The sequence below is a fragment of the Streptococcus sp. 2020WUSS089 genome (assembly GCF_044427405.1).
Classification (GTDB): Bacteria; Bacillota; Bacilli; order Lactobacillales; family Streptococcaceae; genus Streptococcus; species Streptococcus hashimotonensis.
Genome location: NZ_JAOTGD010000004.1, coordinates 25,980 through 48,665, shown reverse-complemented (window position 1 = coordinate 48,665; position 22,686 = coordinate 25,980). Strand labels below are relative to the sequence as shown.

Genomic DNA, 22,686 nt, shown 5'->3' with positions numbered 1-22,686 from the left:
ATTACTCTATATTATTTATAGTAAACAACTTCATCTAAAAATTTTGAGTCATTATAATGTATGATATTACCTCCTTTTTTATAAAAATCTATTGCAAATTCGGGATCGATATCATTTACAAATCTTTCATTATTATATTCCAAGTAATATGGTTCTTCAAAATCATCATTTGGTTGTTTTTCAAGATTAATAGTAGCTAGAAGTCTATCACCATTTTTTATGACCCTGTTAAAGTAGTCCTCTGTAACTTGTCCTTGGTTATATAAAACATTCAATCGTCCAATGTGAATATAATTATGACACTCTTGGCAAATACCTACAAATTTTTCTAGTGTATAGCATTTCTTCACTTTATCAATATGATATACTTCATGAGTAAATATCCAATCCTTAGTCTGCATTGTATGGGGAACATATCTGTCGCAAATCATGCAATGGTTAGCTGCTTCTAGTTGAACCAGCTTTTTTATTTTTTCAAACTTATATTTTCCCATAATCTCTCTAGGGGCGACACCCCAAATAGTCATATGTAAAACAGGTCTTGATAATAATTCAATATTTTCCTTAGTCATTTACTTCTCTCCTCTAGATAGATTTTACCCCACAAACTTCCTCTTATACTTGATATGACTAGCAATATTGCCCTCTACATCCTTCTCGTCCCACAGTTGCAGTTCCCACGGGTAATAGAAATTGCTCTTATTTTTGAAATAGATATGAATGCCGACATAGCCGTCTTTATCACGCAGATACCAGTTTTTCAGACCATATTGTTCCTGCCAGTCATCCAGACGCTCCATGACCTCAGTAATTTCCTCAGAAGTTAGAATCATACGAGCACCGAAAATATCATTGAGAATGGAATTTACAGGATAGCCCTCACTTCTCTCTTTAAAACGCTCAATCTTATCCAAAATCGATTCTGATGTTTTGACACGATAAAAGTAAGCAATATCCTTGACATCAGCACGCATCAAGTAGTCATTGATAGATTCGTGTAAGTTGAGCCGATAAGCCAAAATAGGTTGAGTTGGAACCTTTGCAAAGGTATGTTTGAGATTGACCTTTTCAACCTTACCAGTTTCAAAATAATCCTTTGAATACTCCAGATGAATACGGTTAATTTCACTTATTAAGCGTTCAACTTTCTCTAACATCTTCTTTCTCCTTTTGAAAATAGCAGAGCTACTCTTCCACTTTCCACTGACTTGCTTGCCAGCTTCTAAAGTCATCGACATCTGTTTTGATTAATTTCAAACAGGCATTAAGGACAAAGGCATCGTCAAGTAGACCTGCTCCAAGGATGAAATCTGGTAAGGCATCAATAGGACTGAAAAAATAAATCAAAGCACCTATAATTGCGAGGATTGTCCCTTTGGGTAACTTGCTGTAATCTCTACGGATATAGCTTCGCACCATGGAAATCAAGCCTGGAATAGCCGCAAACTTATCTCCACCAAAAGGCATACGAGACAGTTTCCGTTCCGTGCCATGTAAAAAATGTTCTAATTTTCCTTGCTCAGATAGCAAGTTTTCTGCATGTTGCCGAGTTTTGGAAGATTGCCAAATCTTCAATGCTTGGTCAAATTTCTCTTCCAACTCCTGTTTATTTTTAAATGGCTTGCGCTTTCGAGCCCATTCAGACAACCGTTTTTGAAAACGGTCAGTTAATTTTACTCTTAATGGCATAAAGCACCTCATTTTCTGCTTAAATGTAATCTTAGTAAGTCAATATTTCTTTTAATCTACTGTAAGCTTTTTCTATTTTAGGGAAGTAATGATTGATAAACTTTTCATAAAATAGCAACTTTTCAAAGTCATCAGGAGTATAATCTGCCAGCATATTCAGGCTTAGAATAAAGTCATCATAAGTTGAAAAAACTTTTGGTGGAATAAATTTCTTATCAAGCAATACTATTTGAAACTCTGGAATATCTTCAATAAAGCCAAAAATGACATCTTCGTCATATTCACCACATTTAATAGCATCATACACAGAACTGAATGCACTTTCAAATTCATCTAATGTTTGAAAAAATATTGGATATGCAGATTGCAAAGAGATTAGATTAGATAATCTAGTTTGTTCCACCAACTTATTCACTTCTCTCAAATCTTCTTCGATTTTTTGTTGAATTTGAATCAAGTCTTTTTGACTATTTGTAAGCTGGGAGATATTGGTACTAATTGACTCTTGTATATTTTCTAATCTCTTTTGACGTTCATCTAGTTCAATTTTATCCTGTTTAGAAGTCCATATTGCAAAAGTAACTGGTATTATTACTCCCAAAAGGCTTCCTACATACCCTAACCAGTCAGCAGCTAATGTTTCAAACAAACCCCAATTGAAGAAATCACTCAAGAAACATACTAAAGTTAATATGAAAATAGTAATTATTGAAAAAATAGCTAGTTTTCTCATAAGATACCAACTTTCGATTTCTAAAACACCGTACTCTCTTCCAAGGTAAACTTCACATTGTCCTCAATCCACTTGCGGCGCGGCTCGACTTTATCGCCCATGAGGACGGATACACGGCGTTCAGCACGGGCTAGGTCTTCAATGGTGACACGGATGAGGGTACGGGTTTCAGGGTTCATGGTTGTTTCCCAAAGCTGATCGGCATTCATCTCACCAAGACCCTTGTAGCGTTGGAGGATAAAGCCCTTGCCAAAATCCTTGCGGAGATCTTCTAATTCCCCGTCAGACCAAGCATAAGCAATCTTTTCTGTCTTGCCCTTGCCTTTTGACATCTTGTAGAGAGGTGGAAGGGCGATGTAAACCCGTCCTGCTTCTACTAGCGGTCGCATATAACGATAGAAGAAGGTCAACAAGAGGGTCTGAATGTGGGCACCGTCCGTATCCGCATCGGTCATGATAATAATCTTGTCATAGTTGACATCTTCCAGCGTAAAGTCTGAGCCAACACCTGCACCAATGGTGTAAATCATGGTGTTGATTTCTTCATTTTTGAGGATGTCCGCCATTTTAGCCTTAGCTGTGTTGATCACCTTACCACGCAAAGGTAGAATGGCTTGGAACTTGCGGTCACGGCCCTGTTTGGCAGAGCCTCCGGCTGAATCTCCCTCGACCAGATAGAGTTCATTTTTAGCTGGATTTTTAGACTGGGCTGGGGTTAGCTTACCTGACAGAAGTCCCTTGTCCTTCTTGTTTTTCTTACCATTTCGGGATTCGTCACGTGCCTTACGCGCAGCCTCGCGGGCGTCACGCGCCTTAATGGCCTTGCGGACTAGATTAGATGCTAGCTCGCCATTTTCCAAAAGGAAGAAGGTTAATTTGTCCGATACAATGCCGTCCACCACAGGACGAGCAAGTGGGCTTCCCAACTTGTCCTTGGTCTGCCCTTCGAACTGCAAATGCTCTTCTGGTACAAGGATAGAAAGGACTGCAGACAAACCTTCACGGTAGTCAGAGCCTTCCAAATTCTTGTCCTTTTCCTTGAGCAAGTTGGTCTTACGAGCATAGTCGTTCATAGCCTTGGTAATGGCCAGTTTGAGACCTGTTTCATGGGTACCGCCGTCCTTGGTCCGAACGTTGTTTACGAAGGACAGGATGTTGTCTGAGTAACCGTCGTTGTACTGCATGGCCACTTGGACTTGGAATCCTGCATCTTCTCCTTCAAAATAGAGGACTGGTGTCAGAGTTTCCTTGTCTTCGTTGAGGTAGGATACAAAGTCCTGCACGCCATTTTCATAGTGATACTCTTCCTGCTCACCTGTCCGCTCATCTGTCAAGGTCATGGTGACTTGTTTGAGCAAGAAGGCTGATTCTTTCAGGCGTTCGGCAATGGTGTTGAACTTGAAATCAGTCGTTGAGAAGATGGTATCATCAGGCATAAAGGTAACTTTTGTACCTGTTTTTGATTTTGGAGCGGTACCAATCTTCTCTAAAGTCGTAACTGGCTTTCCGCCCTGCTCAAACCGTTGCTTGTAAACAGCTCCGTCACGGGTAATCTCAACTTCCAACCAGCTGGACAGGGCATTGACCACCGAAGAACCAACCCCGTGGAGACCACCTGAAGTCTTGTAGCCACCTTGACCGAACTTACCACCTGCGTGGAGAACGGTGAAGATGACTTCAACCGTTGGCTTGCCTGTTGCGTGCATACCGACAGGCATTCCGCGTCCACGGTCAGACACAGACAGGCTACCGTCCTTGTTAATAGTCACATCGATCCGATCACCGAAACCTGACAGGGCTTCATCGACAGCGTTATCGACAATCTCCCAGACCATATGGTGCAAGCCATTTCCGTCTGTGGATCCGATGTACATACCAGGGCGTTTGCGAACAGCATCTAGGCCTTCCAATACCTGAATGGCATCATCATTGTAATTATTTATATCAATCTCTTTCTTAGCCAAAATTGACCTCCATACTTATCATCCTTTCTATATTACAAGTTTTTTAGCATTTTTGCAAAATATTTCTGCTACCTATCGGCTGAGACAGCTCACAAAATAAGATTTTGGACTAAATTAGATGAAAATATGCTATAATGAAAACATGTTAGTCAATCTTATTTTACTATTTATTGCATATTTATTGGGATCTATCCCGTCAGGACTTTGGATAGGTCAAACTTTTTTCAATATCAACATTCGTGAACATGGTTCGGGAAATACTGGAACAACCAACACATTCCGTATTTTAGGTCCAAAGGCTGGTACGATTGTATTTGTAATTGATTTTCTCAAGGGAACGTTGGCAGCCTTGCTTCCGCTGATCTTTCATGCCCAAGGAATTTCTCCGATTGTATTTGGGTTAATGGCTGTACTGGGACACACTTTCCCTATCTTTGCCCAATTCAAAGGTGGAAAGGCGGTTGCAACATCTGCTGGTATGCTTCTGGGCGTCGCACCTGCTTTTTGCCTCTATCTAGTCATCATTTTTGTGACTTCTCTTTACCTCACTTCGATGGTTTCCTTCTCCAGCGTGTTGGCTGCTGCTTTAGCAATCTTAGGAGCTCTGCTATTTCCAGCAATAGGTATCATCCTGCCAAGCTACGACTGGCTCTTTACAGTGATTATCGTCTTTTTGGGCCTATTTGTCATTATCCGCCACAAGGAGAATATCCAGCGGATTTTGAAAAAAGAAGAGAACCTTGTCCCATTCGGACTCAATCTAACCAAACAGAAAAAGCGAGTTTAACCACTCGCTTTTCATTTATAATCTTTTAGTTTACTTTTAGTACTCGCTCCAAAGGTTCGGGAACCTTTGGAGGTTGGAGATATAGCGAACAAAGGTCGCATCAACAGCTGCAGACAGCTTGTACAGTCGAGTGACTGTGCAAGGTTGGAGATAGCACTTGTGGAGCAAGTCACCCCCTGCAGAGTACGGCAAAGCGGGTTCAAACAATCCAGTGGAATGTTTGAAGTTGTAAATATGGAAATGGAGTTTCCTCTTGCATCTAAGTAATAAAAGAAAAACTAAATGACTATATGTTGACCCCTACCACTTCAATCTTCTCCCCACCAAGCAAAATCAAATGACAGTCTACACGCTCTATCTTGTAGGCTTTTTTCAATGCCTCCGCATAAAGCTGCATTTGAGCTTGGTAACGTTGGCTGACTTGGCTTGGTTGGTCATACTTGTCTGTCTTGTAATCAAAGAGGACAATATGATCATCATATAGTAGGTAGCCATCAATAATCCCACGAAGGACAAATTGTTCCTGCGATACAGGATCTGTCTGCAAACTTGCAAATGGAGCTTCTCGGTGGAGTTTGTCCGTATTGGCTAGAATTTCTCTTCCTAAGTCTGTATCAAAGAAATCTAAAATCATCTGAACATTGATTTTGTTTTTAACCGCTTGCTCAGCATGAACAGCTTCTAGGGCTTCTCTTACCGTATCTTCTGTCACCAACCAAGACAGATCCAAGCGTTGCATGAGTTCATGGACTGCTGAACCGACTTGGGCTCCAGTGATTTTTGGTTTCTTGGAGAAATCTGGCAAGTTGAAGGTGCGTTTTGGCTGGTATTTTTCCATAACTTCCATGCCTTCTTGTTCCAAGACAGGCTCATAGAGTTTCTTGATTTGACTTGGAGTGCGTAAACTTGGTAATTCAATGGCAGCCTTATAGCGTTCGTTCAACTCTTGAACAGAAGACAACTGGTCCAAGGCTTGGGTAATGTCTTCTGTTTGACGAATATCTTTAAGGCTGGCGTCTTCAAGCTTATTCTTCAATATAAGTTCACCAATCTTCTCATCTGTCAAATCCTCATCCGTCACAAAGACTTTCTTGAAGTGCAAGTCTTCTCTTGAAAAAGCCTCATCAATGGCTAGAATCCAGTCTTGGAAGGTCGCCATGCTTTCACGAGTTGATTGGGCAAGTACACCATCTTCTTTCTTACCATCGTATTTTTCAGCTAACTTGTCAGCATTGCCCTTTCCAACCAGATACAGCTTCTTCTCTGCACGCGTTAGTGCAACATAAAGCAGCCGCATTTGTTCCGATAGATTGGCAATTTTTAGCTCTTGGAGATTAATTTGATAAGGGAGGGTGTTCATTAAGACTCGCACCTGAGGCAATGGGCTCTTTACCTTATCTTTCATATCCGCTAAATATTGGATACCCAGACCATTTTTCCGGCTGATGATGACTGATTGATAATGGTCATCCAAATTGAATCGCTTATCGATGTTCATGAGGAAGACATATTTGAACTCCAAACCTTTTGACTTATGGATGGTCATAAGCTGTACAGCATTTTGCGGTAGAAACTCTTGTACATCTGCCAAGTCCTTATCGTTTGCTAAGGCACGGTCAATCATGGCGATGAAGCGGGACAAGCCCTTGTAGCCTGTTTTTTCAAACTGGTTGGCACGCAGACCTAGTGCATATAGATTGGCCTGACGCTTACTGCCATTTGGGAGAGCGCCGACATAGTCATAGTAGAATTTTTCATTGAAAATCTTCCAAATCAAGTCATAGATAGAATGCAGTTTGGCATAGGCACGCCAGTTTTCCAAAATAGACAAGAAATCCGTGATTTTCTTCTTCAACTCTCCTGACATAAGTTCAGGATGTTGCCCACTTGCTTGCTGGGCTACTTCCATTTTCTGATAGAAGAATCCTGCCTTAGCTTGTAGGGAAATCCGTGTCAGCTCATCCTCATCGAATCGGAACATGGGCGATTTTAGCAGGGCAACCAAGGCATAGTCATTGAGTGGATTATTGATAACCCGCAAAGTATCCAGCATAATCATGACTTCTAAAGATTGCAGATAGGAGGCTGCTCCGCCATCTGCCACAATAGGAATCCCATGTTTTTCAAAAATGGACATAATAAGATCATTGTGCGTCCGTTTTTGCACCAAGAGAGTGATGTCCTTGAAGTCTGCTCCTTCTTCATTGTGAAGACGAATAATCTCTTTTGCAACGACCTCAATTTCACCTGCAGTAAGAAGAGTATCCTCCTCAGCATCCGTTGAAGGATTTGCGCTCTCCTGCTGGTCGTAAATCAAGTATTCCATCTCATGCTTGGGCTGGGCAATTTTTTGACCAGGACTACCAGCCACTAGGCTGTGGGTGTCGTCATACTTGATTTCCCCTACTTGACGGTCCATCAGGCGCGTGAAAATAGCATTTGTTGCCTCCAAGACCTCAATCTGACTACGGAAGTTTTCCTTGAGCAAAATCAATTTTCCGGCTTCTTGATTTGCCTGATACAGTTCAAATTTCTCTTGGAAAATCATTGGGTCTGCCTGACGGAATCGATAGATGGACTGCTTAATGTCGCCCACCATAAAGCGATTATGACCATTTGACAGCAAGTCCAACATCCGCTCTTGGCTATGGTTGTTATCCTGGTACTCGTCCACCATGACTTCGTGGTATTTTTCTTGGAAAAACTGGCGGATGTCTGCATTTTCTTCTAAAATACGAATAGCGAAATGCCCAATATCACCAAATTCAAAAGCCGCTTCCTTGATTTTGACATCCAGATAAGCCTGCGAAAAATCCAAGACAAAGTCACGTAATAATACAAGCAGTGGCAAAGCTTGAGCCTGATAATCTTTCAGCAGGGTCAATTCATAAACTTCCTGACCCAAATCTCGTAGTCCTGAGATAATCTGGCTCTTGCCAGCATTGTATTCTTCTTTAAAGGCTATCAAATGTTCATCTTTTGGTCGATTGGCATTGGTCAGGCCCTTGCCTCTGGACTGGTCATTGATGAGAAGGACTTTTTCAACCCGCTCCATCAAGTCCTTCTGGTTCAGACTATCTAAACCTGTCAACAAATCCAAAACTTCTTCCACATTGGCAAAATACTTGGCGGAACCAAAGTCATTTCTGCCCCATTCCACATGGTAGCGGAAGAAATCTGCAACTTGATAGAGCTTGTCTAAAACTTTTTCTTTAAATCCTTGCTCTAAGATCTGCTCTATACGCTCCTGACTGTACAAATCAGCTTGAACAGCCTGCTCTTTCAGCCATTTAGTTGGACTGCTCGTCGATTGGCTAAAATCATGCACCTGATAAACAACCTGACGGAAACCACTATTATCCTTACGGTTGCCCGAAAAATTGCGAACCAGTTTGCGGAATGCACCATTTTCATCCTCTTCAAGATAATCTGCAAAGAGCTGGTCAAAAACCTCTTTTTTCAGACTCGCTTTTTCTGTCTCATCCTGTAAAATCCGAAACTGCGGAGAAATACCAAGGCTATAACCGTAGGTTGTGACCAATTTCTGCGTAAAGGAGTCCATGGTCCCAATATCCGCCTTGGTCAAATCCGCCAACTGGGCAGACAAATGCCGGCGCAATTCCATATCGGTCGTCTCCGCAATGGTTTCGTTGAGATTTTTCTCGATCCGCTCCTTCAACTCACCAGCCGCTTTGACTGTAAAGGTCGAGATAAAGAGCTGGTCGATTCCCACACCACGCTTCAACTTATCCAAAATCCGTTGAACCATAACAAAGGTCTTTCCTGACCCTGCCGATGCAGAGACCAGAACATTCTGACCGTGCGTGTAGATGGCTTCAATCTGCTCAGGTGTACGTTTTTGTTGCTTATCAGAATTAGCTTCCGCCAGCTGCACAGCCTTGATTTCTTCCGCGCTTAAAAATTCTTCAAAAGCCATTAGTCCTGACCTCCTTTCATTCGTTCCATCCAATCTTGACGCTTGGCCTCTTTGACCAACCGCCGTGCCATTCCCATGTGCCGATCCGCCTCAAAACCAGTGATTGCCTTCAGCTGCTCACCTGCCACCGAACGCCCATCTTTGGTATAAGGGTTAATAGCAAAGCGACCATCTAGAATGTCCTTGGCAGCTTGTTTGTAGAGTTCTTGGTTGTGGTTCAATAAAACCGCAAACTCATCTTCCGTGTAGAGTTGGTTACGAGTCTGATAAAAATGATTGAGCCCCAGACTTCCCTCCTTCAAGAAAAGCCCCTTGTAAACCAAGCTCGTATTAGCAGCTCCTTCTAGCTGTTCTAAATTCTTTGTGTCTTTTAACTTGATAATCGGATCCTGCAAATGCAAATACATAGCCCCAAAAACAGGTTTATCCTTGGTTTCATCCAGCTCTTGTAAGGCTGCCAGGTAGGTCACCAACTGAGGTTTTAGACCATTGTAAAATTCTCCAACTGAAAAAGATTGGTCGCTGGACTTGTAATCTACAACACCGACAGCCTGATTGATTTGTAAGGTATCCAAGCGGTCAATTGTACCATTTACATGTACACTCTTGCCATTTTGAAGGTCAAAAACCAGCGCCTTATCCTGACGGAAACTCTTTTCCTGACCATCAATTTCAACCAAATCATTATCCCGCAAAATGGTTGCACTGGAGCGAGCAATCTTATCCAGCACCTCCTCCGTATAACGAGCATCCGCATCCTGGTTATAAAACATAGCAAATTCTGCCTCGTCACGCGTATGCAGGATGGCCTTGTCCACTTTTTGATCAAAATCTAGATCAGATTGGTCCATGACCACTCGTTCAAAAATCCGATGCAAGAACAAACCATGCTGAAAGGCAGTCGGATGGATGGATTCCTGTTCCCGCAAGCGGAGAACATTACGGACAAAGTAAAGATATTGGTTGTTGTAGAAATTGGTCAAGCTGGATGCAGAAAGATTGAGCGGCTTATCCTCTGGATATAAAGCAGCCAAGGTATCAGCTGCAAGCTGTTTAGAAGTAATTTCGCCAGTAATGGTCGGAATTTCAATGCCTTGCGACTCCAATTTCTTCTTCAAATGGCGAACCAAGACTGTCCAGAAGGTCGTCTGCCCTTCCCATTCTTCATGATCAAGAGATGGTCTTTCCGACTCAATCAAACGGGATAAGAGACTCTTGTAGTGACCGATGTCTTGTGGACTAAGTGTTTTCATCCTTCCACGTTCTTCGGTTTTCAGCCCCATTTTTTGGAGAATCTTGATATAAGGGGAGAGACTATCCTCGCCTTCATTATATATCTGAGGAGTTGAAATAACTAACTGTTCCGTCGCAGCATTCAGCAGAGACATCATGGCAGCATGGTTCTTCTTGATATTCTCTCGGCTGGCCAAATCAAAACGTGAAGAGCTAGCTGAGACAAGATTGATTTTCTCCATCTCTTCTTCTGTCAATAGACTGGTATTCTTGGCAACTTTTGGAAAATTGGACTGGCCCATTCCGATAGCATAAACATACTTTGCAGTGTGTGGCTCGATCAAATCATAGGATTTGACATTGACCACATCAACCGTTGCAGGAACAGTACGATAGTGACTGGCCTGCATGCCAGCCTGTAAAATAGCCAGAAAATCATCCATTTTCAATTTTTCTTTTCCGAAAATATGATGAAAATTCTCTAGAATATGGGTGAAACTTTTCCAGACCTGCTCTTCTTTTTCTTGCTCTACTTCACTCAAATTTCGAGACATTTTTTCCATATTTTTAGGAAGCTCAATTGCCTCCAAAAAAGCCATAAATTTCTCAAGCAAGGCAGTTCCAGATTGTGGTCCAGCCTTAAACAGCTGGTTCAAAGGCTCCATAATCTTAGCACGTAGGGGTTCCAAGACATTCAAATCATAGACAAGTCGCTTCTCCTTGACAGTCTCAACATCGTAGTCCGCTCTGCCATTGACCGAAAAAGCCCTCGAAAAAGCAGCCTGCCCCTTCATATCCGCAAAGAGGATGTAAGACTCAAATAGGTCCAGCTCCTTTTGGGAAATGCTGGCGTACAAACCAGATTTGAGGAGATTGAGCAGGTCTTCCGCACGGAAACGATAGCGACGCAAGCGTTCCAAGGACTCCACAAAATGGACCAGGGGATGATAACTCATCTCCTCTGCCTTACCAAAATAGTAAGGAATATCATACTTGTCAAAAATCTTGCCAATCTGCAACTTGTAGCTATCCACATCACCCAAGAGCAACAAAATGTCTTTATAGCGAGCCCCTTGATGCACATGCTGACGAATCGCAGTCGCAACCTGCTCCACCTCTTCTTTTTGGTTGACGACTTCCCATAGTTGGATTTTTTCTTGGTCTGCTGGAGTCAAGTCTATCATGGTCCCGCTGTAGTCATAATAGGCTTCCATATTCTTTGAAAATTTACCAATACTGTCCAAGACTGGCTCTTGACCAATATAAGTAGCCTTAGTCTGGAACTGCGTTGATAACTGACGTAAAAAGTCAACGTTGGCTTGATAAACATTCCCTTCCGCATAGGTGGCTTGCACAGCTTTCTTGCTGGCATATACACCAATCAGGATTTCCGACACCCGTTCATTTAAAGCACTTACTAAAGCTTCTTCTTCTGCCGAAAAACGAGAAAATCCGTCTACCACCAGCACAATGTTCTTCAACTGCTCATCCAACTGACCAGTTTCCACCAAGCTAGTCAGCTGTGCTAACTTAGACTGATGCTCAAAGCCTTCTTTGGACAAAATGTCTGTTACAGCCAGAAAAATCTTTACCAAATCAGCCTGCTTATCTGGCGACTCCATGGCTTCCAAGTCCAAAATAGACATATTTGCCCGTTGCAATTCTTTGTATAAAGCAACTAGCTGGTTAATAAACCCAAAATCTGTCTGTAAACGACCATAGACTTTCAAGTCGCCGTCTTCAAATTGCGATAGCACACGAAAGAAAATCATAGCCAGACCAACATCATCCAGCGGTTGACCTGCTTCTTTCCTATCAATCATCAAATAGCGGGCCAATTGCCCAAAACGAGTCACGATAATATCAAAAGTTGCCTGTTCAGGCAAATATTCCAAGACCTTGCGCTCCATCTCAAAGGATAGAGAGTTTGGAGCTATGTAAAAAACTCGCTTAGCTTCCTTAGCAAATTCTGCTGCAGTATCCGTTAAATACTGCGTCAGAGGATTGCGAATATCTGTATAGACTAATTTCATATCAAATTCTCATGCTTTCATTGAATATACTATGTCTAGTATATCAAAATTCAAACAAAAAAAATGGTCCAATGGACCATTTTTTCAGAAAGGTAATTCTTTCTACATTTATCTAAATTTCTTCACTTATTCTATCGGGGGAAGAATTCGTGTAAAGAAACATAATTAGTCTTCGTTACGACGACGTTTGCCTGCAAGAGCGATTGCTGCAACCAACATCGCTGCACCAAGGACGCCAGCTGAAGATGAAGCTTCACCAGTATTTGGTAATTGTTTCGCCTTATCAGCAGTTGGAGTCGGAGTTGTTGGCTGAGGCTTCACAGGAGTTTCTGTAGCAGGTGGGGTCGGCTTATTAGAAACTTTGCGATAAATATGCGTTGTGTTACCTTCAACATCAACTACAGTACGTACATATTCATAACCAGGAATTGATTTATTTGGTGTTGTGCCGTCTTCTTGTGGTGCAACAGGATTTCCTTCTTCATCAACGTGGTTAGTTACAACTTTCTTAGTTGGTGTTTTCTTGTAGATGTGGGTTGTATTGCCATCTTCGTCAGTAATCGTCTTACCTGTGAACTCATATCCTGGGATTGATTTATCAGGTGTTGTACCTTCTTCTTGCGGTGCAATCGGATTACCTTCTTCATCAACGTGGTTAGTTACAACCTTCTTAGCAGGTGTTTCAACCTTACGGTAAACATAAGTTACCTCAGTTGTTTTACCACCTACAACAGTACCGTTTTCTGAACCATCAACACGAACAAGCTCATAAGTTGTACCATCTTCTGTAGTGATAGTAGTTGGTTTGTTGTCGGTTGTATCATAAGATTTACCGGCTGGTGCATCTGTTTCATCATTTACAGGTGACTTGATGACTGTGCCATCTTCTGTTACATAGTTAACAACAACATTACCGTTTTGAACATAAGGAATTGGTGTATCTTTACCAGTTTCATCTGGTGTTGGTGGTACATAACCTTTACCTGGATCATTTGGATCGACCGGTTTCAATGGTGTATTGTCCTTAGGATCTACTGGTGTGTAGCCTGGAACGTTAGGAATCACTGTACCTGGATTTGGTGTTACTGGTACGTCTGGGTTGTTTGGATCAAACGGATATGGAACTACTGGGCGTTCGTTTTCTGGAACACCTGGAATTTCTGGAATCCAGTTCGCAACCTTCTTATACACATAAGTGATTTCTGTTGTCTTACCACCTTCAACTGTACCATTTTCTGTACCAATTGTCTTAGATGGGATCAATACATAACGTGAACCGTCTTCTGTAACAATCTCTGTTGGTTTGTTGTCGGTTGTGTCATAAGATTTACCAGCTGGTGCATCTGTTTCATCATTTACAGGTGACTTGATGACTGTGCCATCTTCTGTTACATAGTTAACAACAACATTACCGTTTTGAACATAAGGAATTGGTGTATCTTTACCAGTTTCATCTGGAGTTGGTGGTACATAACCTTTACCTGGATCATTTGGATCAACCGGTTTCAATGGTGTATTATCCTTAGGATCTACTGGTGTGTAGCCTGGAACATAAGGAATATTTGGAACTTCACCATTTGTTCCAGGTGTTGTTGGATCAACCGGTTTATCAGGATTTGTTGGGTCAAACGGATAAGGGATAACTGGGTTAACTGGTGTTGGATTTTCCGGTGTTGACGGAATTTCTGGAATCCAGTTCGCAACTTTCTTATACACGTAAGTAACAACAGTTTCGCCTTCTACAACTGTACCATTCTCTGAACCAATTGTCTTAGACGGAATTAATACATAACGTGAACCATCTTCCGTTGTAATTTCAGTTGGTTTGTTATCAGTTGTGTCATATGACGTACCTTCTGGAGAGGTTGGCGTATCTGTCACAGGGGACTTGATGACTGTACCATCTTCTGTTACATAGTTAACAACAACCGTACCATTCTTAACTGCTGGAGTTGGTGTAGATACCTTACGATAAACATAGGTTACTTGTGTTGTACCCTCTACGACAGAACCAGATTCAGAACCGATTGTCAATACTGGCACGATTTCATAGACAGTACCGTCTTCTGTCGTGATAGTAGTTGGTTTGTTGTCGGTTGTGTCGTATGCTGTACCTGTTGATGCAGATTTAGTATCTTCGACAGGTGTCTTGATAACATTACCTTCTGTATCGATATAGTTAACAACAACATTTCCTTTCACTTCTTCGTAAACATAAGTTACTTGCTTATCTTCGCCTGAAGTGATTGTTCCATTTTCATCACCCGTTGTTGCGTTTGGAACAAGTTTGTAGGTCTTACCGTCTTCGGTTGTGATGGTTGTTGGTTTGTTGTCTTCTGTTGTATAAGACTTACCTGGCTCAGCGTTTTCTTCATCCTTCACAGGAGACTTGATGACTGCACCATCAGTCGTTACATAGTTGACTGTGACTGAACCACCTGGTTCGTAGATGTATGTGACTTCTGTTGTACCTTCGACGACATTACCTGTCTCGCTATCACCAGATTTCACTTCCTTGTAGTAGTATGTAACACCGTCGTGTTTGATAATGGCAGGTTTGTAATCTGTTGTATCGTATGGTGTATCCAATTTAGCATCTGTTGTATCATTTACTGAAGTTGCGATTGTTTCACCATTTGTATTGACATAATTAACAACGACACTACCATTTGGTTTTGGAGCAGGAGTTGTTACTTTTTGGTATACATACGTTACTTGTGTTGTACCTTCAACTACTTTACCTGTTTCCTCACCTTTTGTTAATACAGGAACAAGTTTGTACTCTGTACCATCTTCTGTCGTGATGGTCGTTGGTTTGTTGTCGGTTGTATCGTATGCTGTACCTGTTGATACAGATTTAGTATCTTCGACAGGTGTCTTGATAACATTACCTTCTGTATCGATATAGTTAACAATAACATTTCCTTTCACTTCTTCGTAAACATAAGTTACTTGCTTATCTTCGCCTGAAGTGATTGTTCCATTTTCATCACCCGTTGTTGCGTTTGGAACAAGTTTGTAGGTCTTACCGTCTTCGGTTGTGATAATTGTTGGTTTGTTGTCTTCTGTTGTATAAGACTTACCTGGCTCAGCGTTTTCTTCATCCTTCACAGGAGACTTGATGACTGCACCGTCAGTCGTTACATAGTTGACTGTGACTGAACCACCTGGTTCGTAAACATATTGAACAGTTGTTGTCCCTTCGCTTACAGTACCTTTCTCAGTAGCAGATGTTGCTTTAACTTCTTTGTAGTAGTATTTCACGCCATCTTTAGTGATGGTTGTTGGTTTGTAATCAATGGTCTCATAAACTGTTCCAACAGCTGTTTCAGGTGTATCTTCAACATCCGCTGCGATTTTTTCGCCGTCAGTATTGTAATATTCAACTACAACATTACCTGTTTTAGCAACCGGTGCTTCTACTTTACGATAAACATAGGTTACTTCCGTAGTTTTACCACCTTCAACTGAACCATTCTCATTTCCATCGGTGCGAACAAGTTCGTATGTTGTACCATCTTCGGTAGTAATTGTCTTCGGTTTGTTATCAGTCGTATCATACGGACTACCTGGTTTTGCGTTTGTTTCATCATTAACAGGTGTCTTGATGACTGTACCATCTTCTGTGATGTAGTTAACAACAACATTACCAGCTTTTTCGTATACATAAGTGACTTCTGTTGTGCCTTCTACAACCTTGCCTGTTTCATTTGAACCAGTCTGAACCTCTTTGTAGTAGTATACATCACCAGTCGCATCTTCAATGATTTTCTCTGGTTTGTTGTCGGTTGTATCGTAAGCTGTACCTGTTGATGTTGCTTTAGTATCTACGACTGGAGTTGCAATAACTTTTCCGTCAGTATTGACATAGTTAACAACAACATCACCTTTCACTTCTTCGTACACATAGGTTACTTCAGTTACGCCTGGAACAACATCGCCTGTTTCAGAACCTTTTGTAAGGGCTGGAACAAGTTTGTATGTCTTGCCGTCTGCTGTTGTGATTGTTTCTGGCTTAACATCTGTTGTGTCATATGGAGTACCTGTTGAAGTTTCTGGTGTGTCTGTAACAGGTGCTTGGAGAACAGTTCCGTCAGTAGTTACGTAGTTAACAACAACTGAACCTTTCACTTCTTTGTAGACGTAAGTGACTTCTGTTGTCTTACCTGCTTCAACGTTACCAGTTTCGTTACCGATTGTTGCAGTTGGGATCAATTCGTAAGTCTTACCATCTTCTGTAGTGATAGTCGTTGGTTTGTTATCTGTTGTGTTGTATTCAGTACCTGGTTTAGCGTTGGTTTCGTCATTTACAGGTTGCTTAATAACTGTACCATCTTCTGCGATGTAGTTAACAACAACGTTACCAGCTTTTTCATAAACATATTGAACAGTTGTAGTTGTTTCTGCTACTTTACCAGTTGTTGGTGCAGAAGTATCCTTCACTTCTTTGTAGTAGTAAACTGTGCCATCATCAGTTGTGATAGTCGCAGGACGGTTGTCTTCGTCTGTGTTGTAAACTGTACCAACTGAAGCATCATCTGTATCTGTTACAGTTTTCGCAATGACATTGCCCTCTGTATCGTAGTATTCAACAACAACATCGCTGACTACTTCTTCGTAGATGTAAGTGACTTCTGTTGTCTTACCTGCTTCAACGTCACCAGTTTCATTACCAATTGTCGCAGCTGGAACAAGTTTGTAAACTTTGCCATCTGTAGTAGTAATTGTCTCTGGCTTGTTATCTTTTGTATCGTATGGACTACCTGGTTTCGCGTTTGTTTCGTCGTTTACTGGATCCTTGATCACTGTACCGTCAGCCAATGTATAGTTAACAACAACATTACCAGCTTTTTCATAAACATAAGTAACTTCTGTTGTACCTTCTACTACTTTACCTGTTTCTTTAGCTGCATCTTCAGCTTTGATTTCTTTATAGTAGTAGACATCACCAGTTGTATCTTCAACGATTTTCTCTGGGACACGATCAGCAGTAGAGTAATCTGTACCTACAAGAGCGTCATTAGTATCTACAACAGGAGTTGCAATTACTTTTCCGTCTGTATTGACATAATTTACAACTACATCACCATACTTAGGATTTTCTTTGAAGTAAACCACTTCATTAATATCTGCATCAGTAGCTGCAACGGTTTTATCCGTAACAGTTTCTGTCATTGGTGCATCTGCACCTTCAAGAGTCGTACGAGTTGCAGTATAGTCTGTGATTTCTGGAATCAAGTTACCACTTAGAACATCTGTAGAATCTGCTGACCATTCACCATAAGTAACCTCACCTGTAACAAGGTTAACTTGAGCTGGACGAGTAAAGGTTACTGTTTGAGTCTTAACAAGTGGTGTACCCTCAGTAGAGTCTTTTGGCAAGATATTACCTGACGCATCTACACGGACTGGTGTTCCATCTTCATACTTGTATTCAACAGTACGCGTTACTTCTTGAGTAGTTTCCTGATTTTTTACTGTATCTGGCCAGACTGGTGAGTTTGGATCTGTTGGATCCACTGGTTCCCCAGGTACAACACCTTTAGGAACGTCAACGACACGAGGCTTGATGACAACTAGGAATTCTTGTAGCACCGCCGTATCAGAATCATAGTCTTGACCGCCTGAGGTAGTAAAGTTATCCGAAACAAGTTCATAACCTAGCTTTTTGTACTTATTAATCGTTTCTTCAGTTGAGTAGTTAATATCTGTTCCTGAACCACCCGTCAATATACCTGAATCTTCTAAATAGTCTGTAGCACCTTCAACTTGGTAGCGGATGATAGCCTCTTGATTAAGTGCACGATACACATAAGTAGTTGTCAAAGCTGCAGGTGTGGAAGCTCCGCGCAAAGTCTGTTGAATACCGTAAGGTGCGTATCCCAAATCAATATATGAACCGTTAACAGACTGCCATGCAAAAGGAGTATCAGCACCTGTATTCGCTTTGGTCCATACTTGGGAACCGATAAAAATTCGTCCGTAAGGACCTGTTGCATCTGTACCTGACCATTGAGCTACTACACGATATTTAGAACCTTTGGCATTTAGAGGAGATTCCGCAAACACCATATAGCCTGAGTCAGGATCAACTGTGTAATTTGCACTAATTGTTGCATTGGTATTATAATCATAGCTTACTCTATCTGGAGTGTAACTCAAATGAGAAGTCTCTAGCAACTTGAAGAATCCGCGAGTATCAAGACCATCCCAGTCTACTGTTCCCGTATAAGTTGGATCCAAAACATAAATCTCATGAACATATTCTGTATTTGATACAATAGTACGAATTACCTTGTATTGAATCGTATTGGATTTGTCAGTTGCAGTATTAACTTTACCAGCAACATATACCGTACCTACTGGATAACCACCTTGGGCTGGTTCCACAATCTTCTCAACAAACTCATAGCCAGCAAATTCACGTTGACCAGAAGATGTAACAGTTTGTCCACCGATGGTTTGAAGATTATAAGTTGCTAAAATTCTTCCATCTTCTACTTTATAAGTAGTCGTGTTAATTTGATAGACGGGCAGGATAGTATTATTGTAGATTGAACCAGTAGTATCACCGATGAATCTCAAATTGCCGTAAGTACTACCATCAACGGCATTTTGAGTTTCATAACTCAACTTAATATTTTCATTATTAGCATTAATGGTTTTTGGATATGTAAAGACTACACTTGTATCGGTTTCCACCGTGTGTTTCTCTAGTACTTGTCCATCGGTTTTACTGACTAACTCTGCTAAAACAGTCTGTGTATTTGGGTTCGAATCTAGAGAGAAACGGATGTAAGCATTCAAAGCTGTTCCATTAAATATACTACCAGCCATGTTTACATTATATGAATTCAAGTCGTATGAATCGAAAGTATACCATCCAGCCTCAGTTGTAGCTGTCACACCAGTTCGAAGAGTGTGTGGCTTGATACCTGCTCCATTTGGATCATCCATTGACGGTGTAGCCGTTGTGCCTTTTTCAACAAGAATTCCTTCGCCTTCACCAACTTTAAGACCTGATGTTACCGAGGTATTCAAAGCGACTTCGATTACATCAGAACCTAGGAATTTACGCAACTCAAGAGCAAGTGCTTCAACATTTGAACGAACTGCATTGATTTGAGCATTTACGGATTCAAGTGTTGCTGCTGAATCATTCAATACTGCTGTTGCTTCTGTTGCAGCCAATTTGGTTGCGGCAACTGCTGTTTTCAACGCTTCATTTGTGCTATCTGCAGCAACCAAACGATTAGCTTCATTTGCCAATACTTCCGCTTCTGAAGTTACTTGCTCAAGAACTGTTTTAGCTTCTTCTACAGTTGCAGGTGTCGTAGGTGTAGTTGATGTAGCTGCTGTAGTTGTTGAACTAGCAGTTGCTACAGTTGTTGATGTTGTAGTTGGTGTGCTAACAGTTGCTGTAGCTTCTACTTTTTTCACAACTTTTACAGTTACAATATTTTCAGCATTTTCAGTCACTTCATGCAAAACTGTTGCTGACTCACCAGATGCCAATTCATAACCTTCTGGTACAACCGCTGTTACTGTTGCTGTTGCTTTGGCAATTGCCTCTGTAGTTGTTGTTGAAACAGATTCTACCGAAGCACTTACGACTGAACCGTCCTCAAGGACATACTTAACAATGTAAGAAATATCAACCGTACGTTCAGAACTTGCAGCTGTTTCTGTTGGTAAAGCAACTGACTCTTTTGCATCTGCATTCAAGGAGTCAACTGATGTACTACTTGCAGTAGTCGCATCTGAGGATGCCGCAGTCTCTTCTGCTTTAACAGTTTGTGCACCAGCCCCCATCACCAATGACATACCAAGCAAGACACTTGCAGCACCAAAATGATATTTACGGATTGAGAAATGTTGCTTCATTCCGTACCAATTAAACGACTTTTTCTTAGCTTTACGCATCGAAAAAACCTCCCCCAATTTTTTATTTATTAATTACAAAAATTTTACAGATTTTACAAAAAATCCTTGAAAAATTCAGTAATTATCTACTGTATTATACTATAAATAATTGAACATGACAAACAATATTGTCCAATTTCCTTAAAAATTATATTTATTAATATTTCAGTGAATATTTACGCCATTTATACATGTAAATGCATTTTTAGACATAATATTATATTGATAAATATCGCATTTAAAAGTAGATATAAAAAATCTGCCTGTTTTTACGCCAACAAGCAGATTTGGGATTTATTCTTTTTCCTTTGCCAATCGTTCCCTTTCTAAACGAAATTTCCGATTAGGATTAAGTGTATTAAAAAGTTCTTCTAATTTCTCAGCATTCCATACATCGGCTGCTGAGACAAAATTTCCATCCTTATCCTTGAAGGATATTGGTTTATCACCCATATAAACCTCCAACTATTTTATAGATTGTTTACAAACGATCATTAACTGAATGAAATTAGTAAGGTTGGTAGGTAGTCCGCCATAGCGGCTACCGCACTACATCAAGTCCTTTAGGACTTAGAGGTAGTTCCAACGTTACGACACGGAGCCCAAATGGTCGATACTACCATTTGGGTGAAGTTAGTAAGGTAGCTAGCCAAGGTCCCCTAGGACTTGGCGTAGTTTGACTAGCAAGTTAACTTGCAGTCAAACTGCTACGTTAATCCACAAACTCAAATTCGAACTTGCCGATGCGAACTGTGTCGCCGTCTTTGGCTCCGCGGGCACGGAGGGCTTCATCGACACCCATGCCACGCAACTGGCGAGCAAATTTCATGACAGATTCGTCACGATCAAAGTTAGTCATGGTGAAGAGTTTTTCTAGTTTATCACCAGATAGAACCCAGCTTGCATCGTCTGCACGACTGATGTCAAATTCTGGCTCATCTGGGTTAAAGCCATAGTAAGCCTCTTCTTCTTGGAAATCTGATTCGTCGTAAAGCAAGAATTCAGGCGTTTTCTCGAGCAACTCAGCTGTGGCTTCCAAAAGATTTTCCAAACCTTGGTGAGCAATCCCTGAGATTGGGAAAATCTGTGGCAGTTCATCAAATTCGTCGTAGTTGGCTGCCAATTTCTTCTTGAACTCTTCCAGATTTTCTGCCGCTTCTGGCATATCCATTTTATTGGCAACGATAATCTGAGGACGTTCCATGAGGCGAAGATTGTAGGTTTCCAATTCATTGTTGATGGCTACGTAATCTTCATAAGGATCACGGCCTTCACTTGCTGACATGTCCAAAACATGCAAGATAACACGTGTCCGCTCGATGTGACGAAGGAATTGCGTTCCCAATCCAACACCTTGACTAGCACCCTCAATCAAACCTGGTAAGTCTGCCACAGCAAATGACTCGCCAGATTTGGTCCGAACCATTCCCAAATTTGGCACAATGGTTGTAAAATGGTAGGCACCAATTTTAGGCTTAGCTGCTGTAATAACACTGAGAAGCGTTGACTTACCAACTGATGGGAAACCTACAAGACCTACATCAGCCAACACTTTCAATTCTAATTCAAGATTGCGCTCCTCACCTGGTTCTCCATTTTCTGAAATCTCGGGCGCTGGATTCTTAGGTGTCGCAAAACGAATATTTCCACGACCACCACGACCACCGTGGGCAATGACAAACTCTTGACCATTTTCAACCAAGTCGGTGATGACCTTGCCAGTATCCGCATCACGAACAGTTGTCCCCTGTGGTACTCGAACAATCAGGTCTTCCGCACCACGACCATGCATGCCCTTGGTCATCCCTTTTTCACCATCGTCAGCTTTAAAACGACGGTTATAACGGAAGTCCATGAGAGTACGCAAGCCTTCATCTACAACAAAAACAACGTCTCCGCCACGGCCACCATCACCGCCCCAAGGACCGCCATTAGGTACATACTTTTCACGGCGGAAGGCGACCATCCCGTCGCCACCTTTCCCTGCCTTGACCTTAATCTTGGCAGTATCTAAAAACATACTCATAATTTACCCTATTCTTTCCTAGAAAAAAACGCTTAAAAGCGTTTTAGACCTGTATTCACAAGCGAAGTGCTTATATATAAGAAATCGTTTTTAGCCAATCAAGGTAGTTTTTCCAAAATACTGACTGTATTTTCTAAAAAAACTAACGATGAGTGCTTAAAAACTAGCCTTAGTATAGAAGTGCTGAACAGTGAATACAGATTCTTAATTCATCAATGCATTAATGGCTGGTAAAATCAAGCCAGCTAATGTCACGACAACCATCACGACAACAATTACTAAAGTTACTTTTTCAAATGTTGTTTTCTTGTGTTTTTCTTCGCCGAACGCCATTGCCTTCTCCTTAATCAGTCATTGATAA

The 22,686-nt window shown here is 41.3% G+C and carries 12 protein-coding genes; 1 reads left to right on the top strand and 11 read right to left on the bottom strand.

The window, feature by feature from the left end; genetic code table 11:
- Positions 1-11: 11 nt before the first annotated feature.
- The 5 genes from ODU46_RS05080 to parE are packed head-to-tail and all read right to left on the bottom strand — an operon-like array spanning position 12 to position 4,386.
- Positions 12-572: a hypothetical protein gene (locus ODU46_RS05080; RefSeq protein WP_253216420.1), complete on the bottom strand. Its 561-nt coding sequence runs from the start codon at positions 570-572 to the stop codon at positions 12-14.
- 24 nt (positions 573-596) lie between these two features.
- The gene (locus ODU46_RS05075) at positions 597-1,157 is read right to left on the bottom strand and encodes a GTP pyrophosphokinase (RefSeq protein WP_029172008.1); all 561 of its coding nucleotides are present in this window, start codon (positions 1,155-1,157) and stop codon (positions 597-599) included.
- A gap of 28 nt (positions 1,158-1,185) precedes the next feature.
- Entirely contained in the window at positions 1,186-1,689 is a 504-nt protein-coding gene (locus ODU46_RS05070; protein ID WP_395381817.1) for a YkvA family protein, read from the bottom strand.
- 31 nt (positions 1,690-1,720) lie between these two features.
- A complete protein-coding gene (locus tag ODU46_RS05065; protein ID WP_141590933.1) occupies positions 1,721-2,422 on the bottom strand; it encodes a hypothetical protein in 702 nt (233 codons plus the stop codon).
- Between the two features lie 20 nt (positions 2,423-2,442).
- Positions 2,443-4,386 carry a DNA topoisomerase IV subunit B gene (gene parE / locus ODU46_RS05060; RefSeq protein ID WP_024412295.1) on the bottom strand — a complete coding sequence of 648 codons (1,944 nt, stop codon included), beginning with the start codon at positions 4,384-4,386 and terminating at the stop codon, positions 2,443-2,445.
- 142 nt (positions 4,387-4,528) lie between these two features.
- Between parE and plsY the strand changes: the two genes are divergently transcribed.
- Positions 4,529-5,173, top strand: coding sequence for a glycerol-3-phosphate 1-O-acyltransferase PlsY (gene plsY / locus ODU46_RS05055; protein WP_024406229.1), 645 nt, complete (start codon positions 4,529-4,531; stop codon positions 5,171-5,173).
- A gap of 286 nt (positions 5,174-5,459) precedes the next feature.
- Here plsY and addA read toward each other — a convergent pair whose 3' ends face one another.
- From addA to ODU46_RS05025, 6 genes are all read right to left on the bottom strand, one after another.
- Entirely contained in the window at positions 5,460-9,110 is a 3,651-nt protein-coding gene (gene addA, locus ODU46_RS05050; RefSeq protein WP_398579339.1) for a helicase-exonuclease AddAB subunit AddA, read from the bottom strand.
- Positions 9,110-12,376: an ATP-dependent nuclease subunit B gene (gene rexB, locus ODU46_RS05045; protein ID WP_398579338.1), complete on the bottom strand. Its 3,267-nt coding sequence runs from the start codon at positions 12,374-12,376 to the stop codon at positions 9,110-9,112. Before rexB ends, addA begins: the two co-directional genes overlap by 1 nt.
- A 165-nt stretch (positions 12,377-12,541) precedes the next feature.
- Entirely contained in the window at positions 12,542-20,299 is a 7,758-nt protein-coding gene (locus ODU46_RS05040) for a MucBP domain-containing protein (protein ID WP_398579337.1), read from the bottom strand.
- Positions 20,300-20,593: 294 nt separating this feature from the next.
- Positions 20,594-20,752, bottom strand: coding sequence for a hypothetical protein (locus ODU46_RS05035; protein WP_024400458.1), 159 nt, complete (start codon positions 20,750-20,752; stop codon positions 20,594-20,596).
- 259 nt (positions 20,753-21,011) lie between these two features.
- Positions 21,012-22,325 (bottom strand): GTPase ObgE, encoded by a 1,314-nt coding sequence (obgE, locus tag ODU46_RS05030; protein ID WP_032501615.1) that lies wholly within the window; start codon positions 22,323-22,325, stop codon positions 21,012-21,014.
- 204 nt (positions 22,326-22,529) lie between these two features.
- Positions 22,530-22,658, bottom strand: a complete 129-nt coding sequence (locus ODU46_RS05025) for a DUF4044 domain-containing protein (RefSeq protein WP_002943675.1) — start codon at positions 22,656-22,658, stop codon at positions 22,530-22,532.
- Positions 22,659-22,686 lie beyond the last annotated feature (28 nt).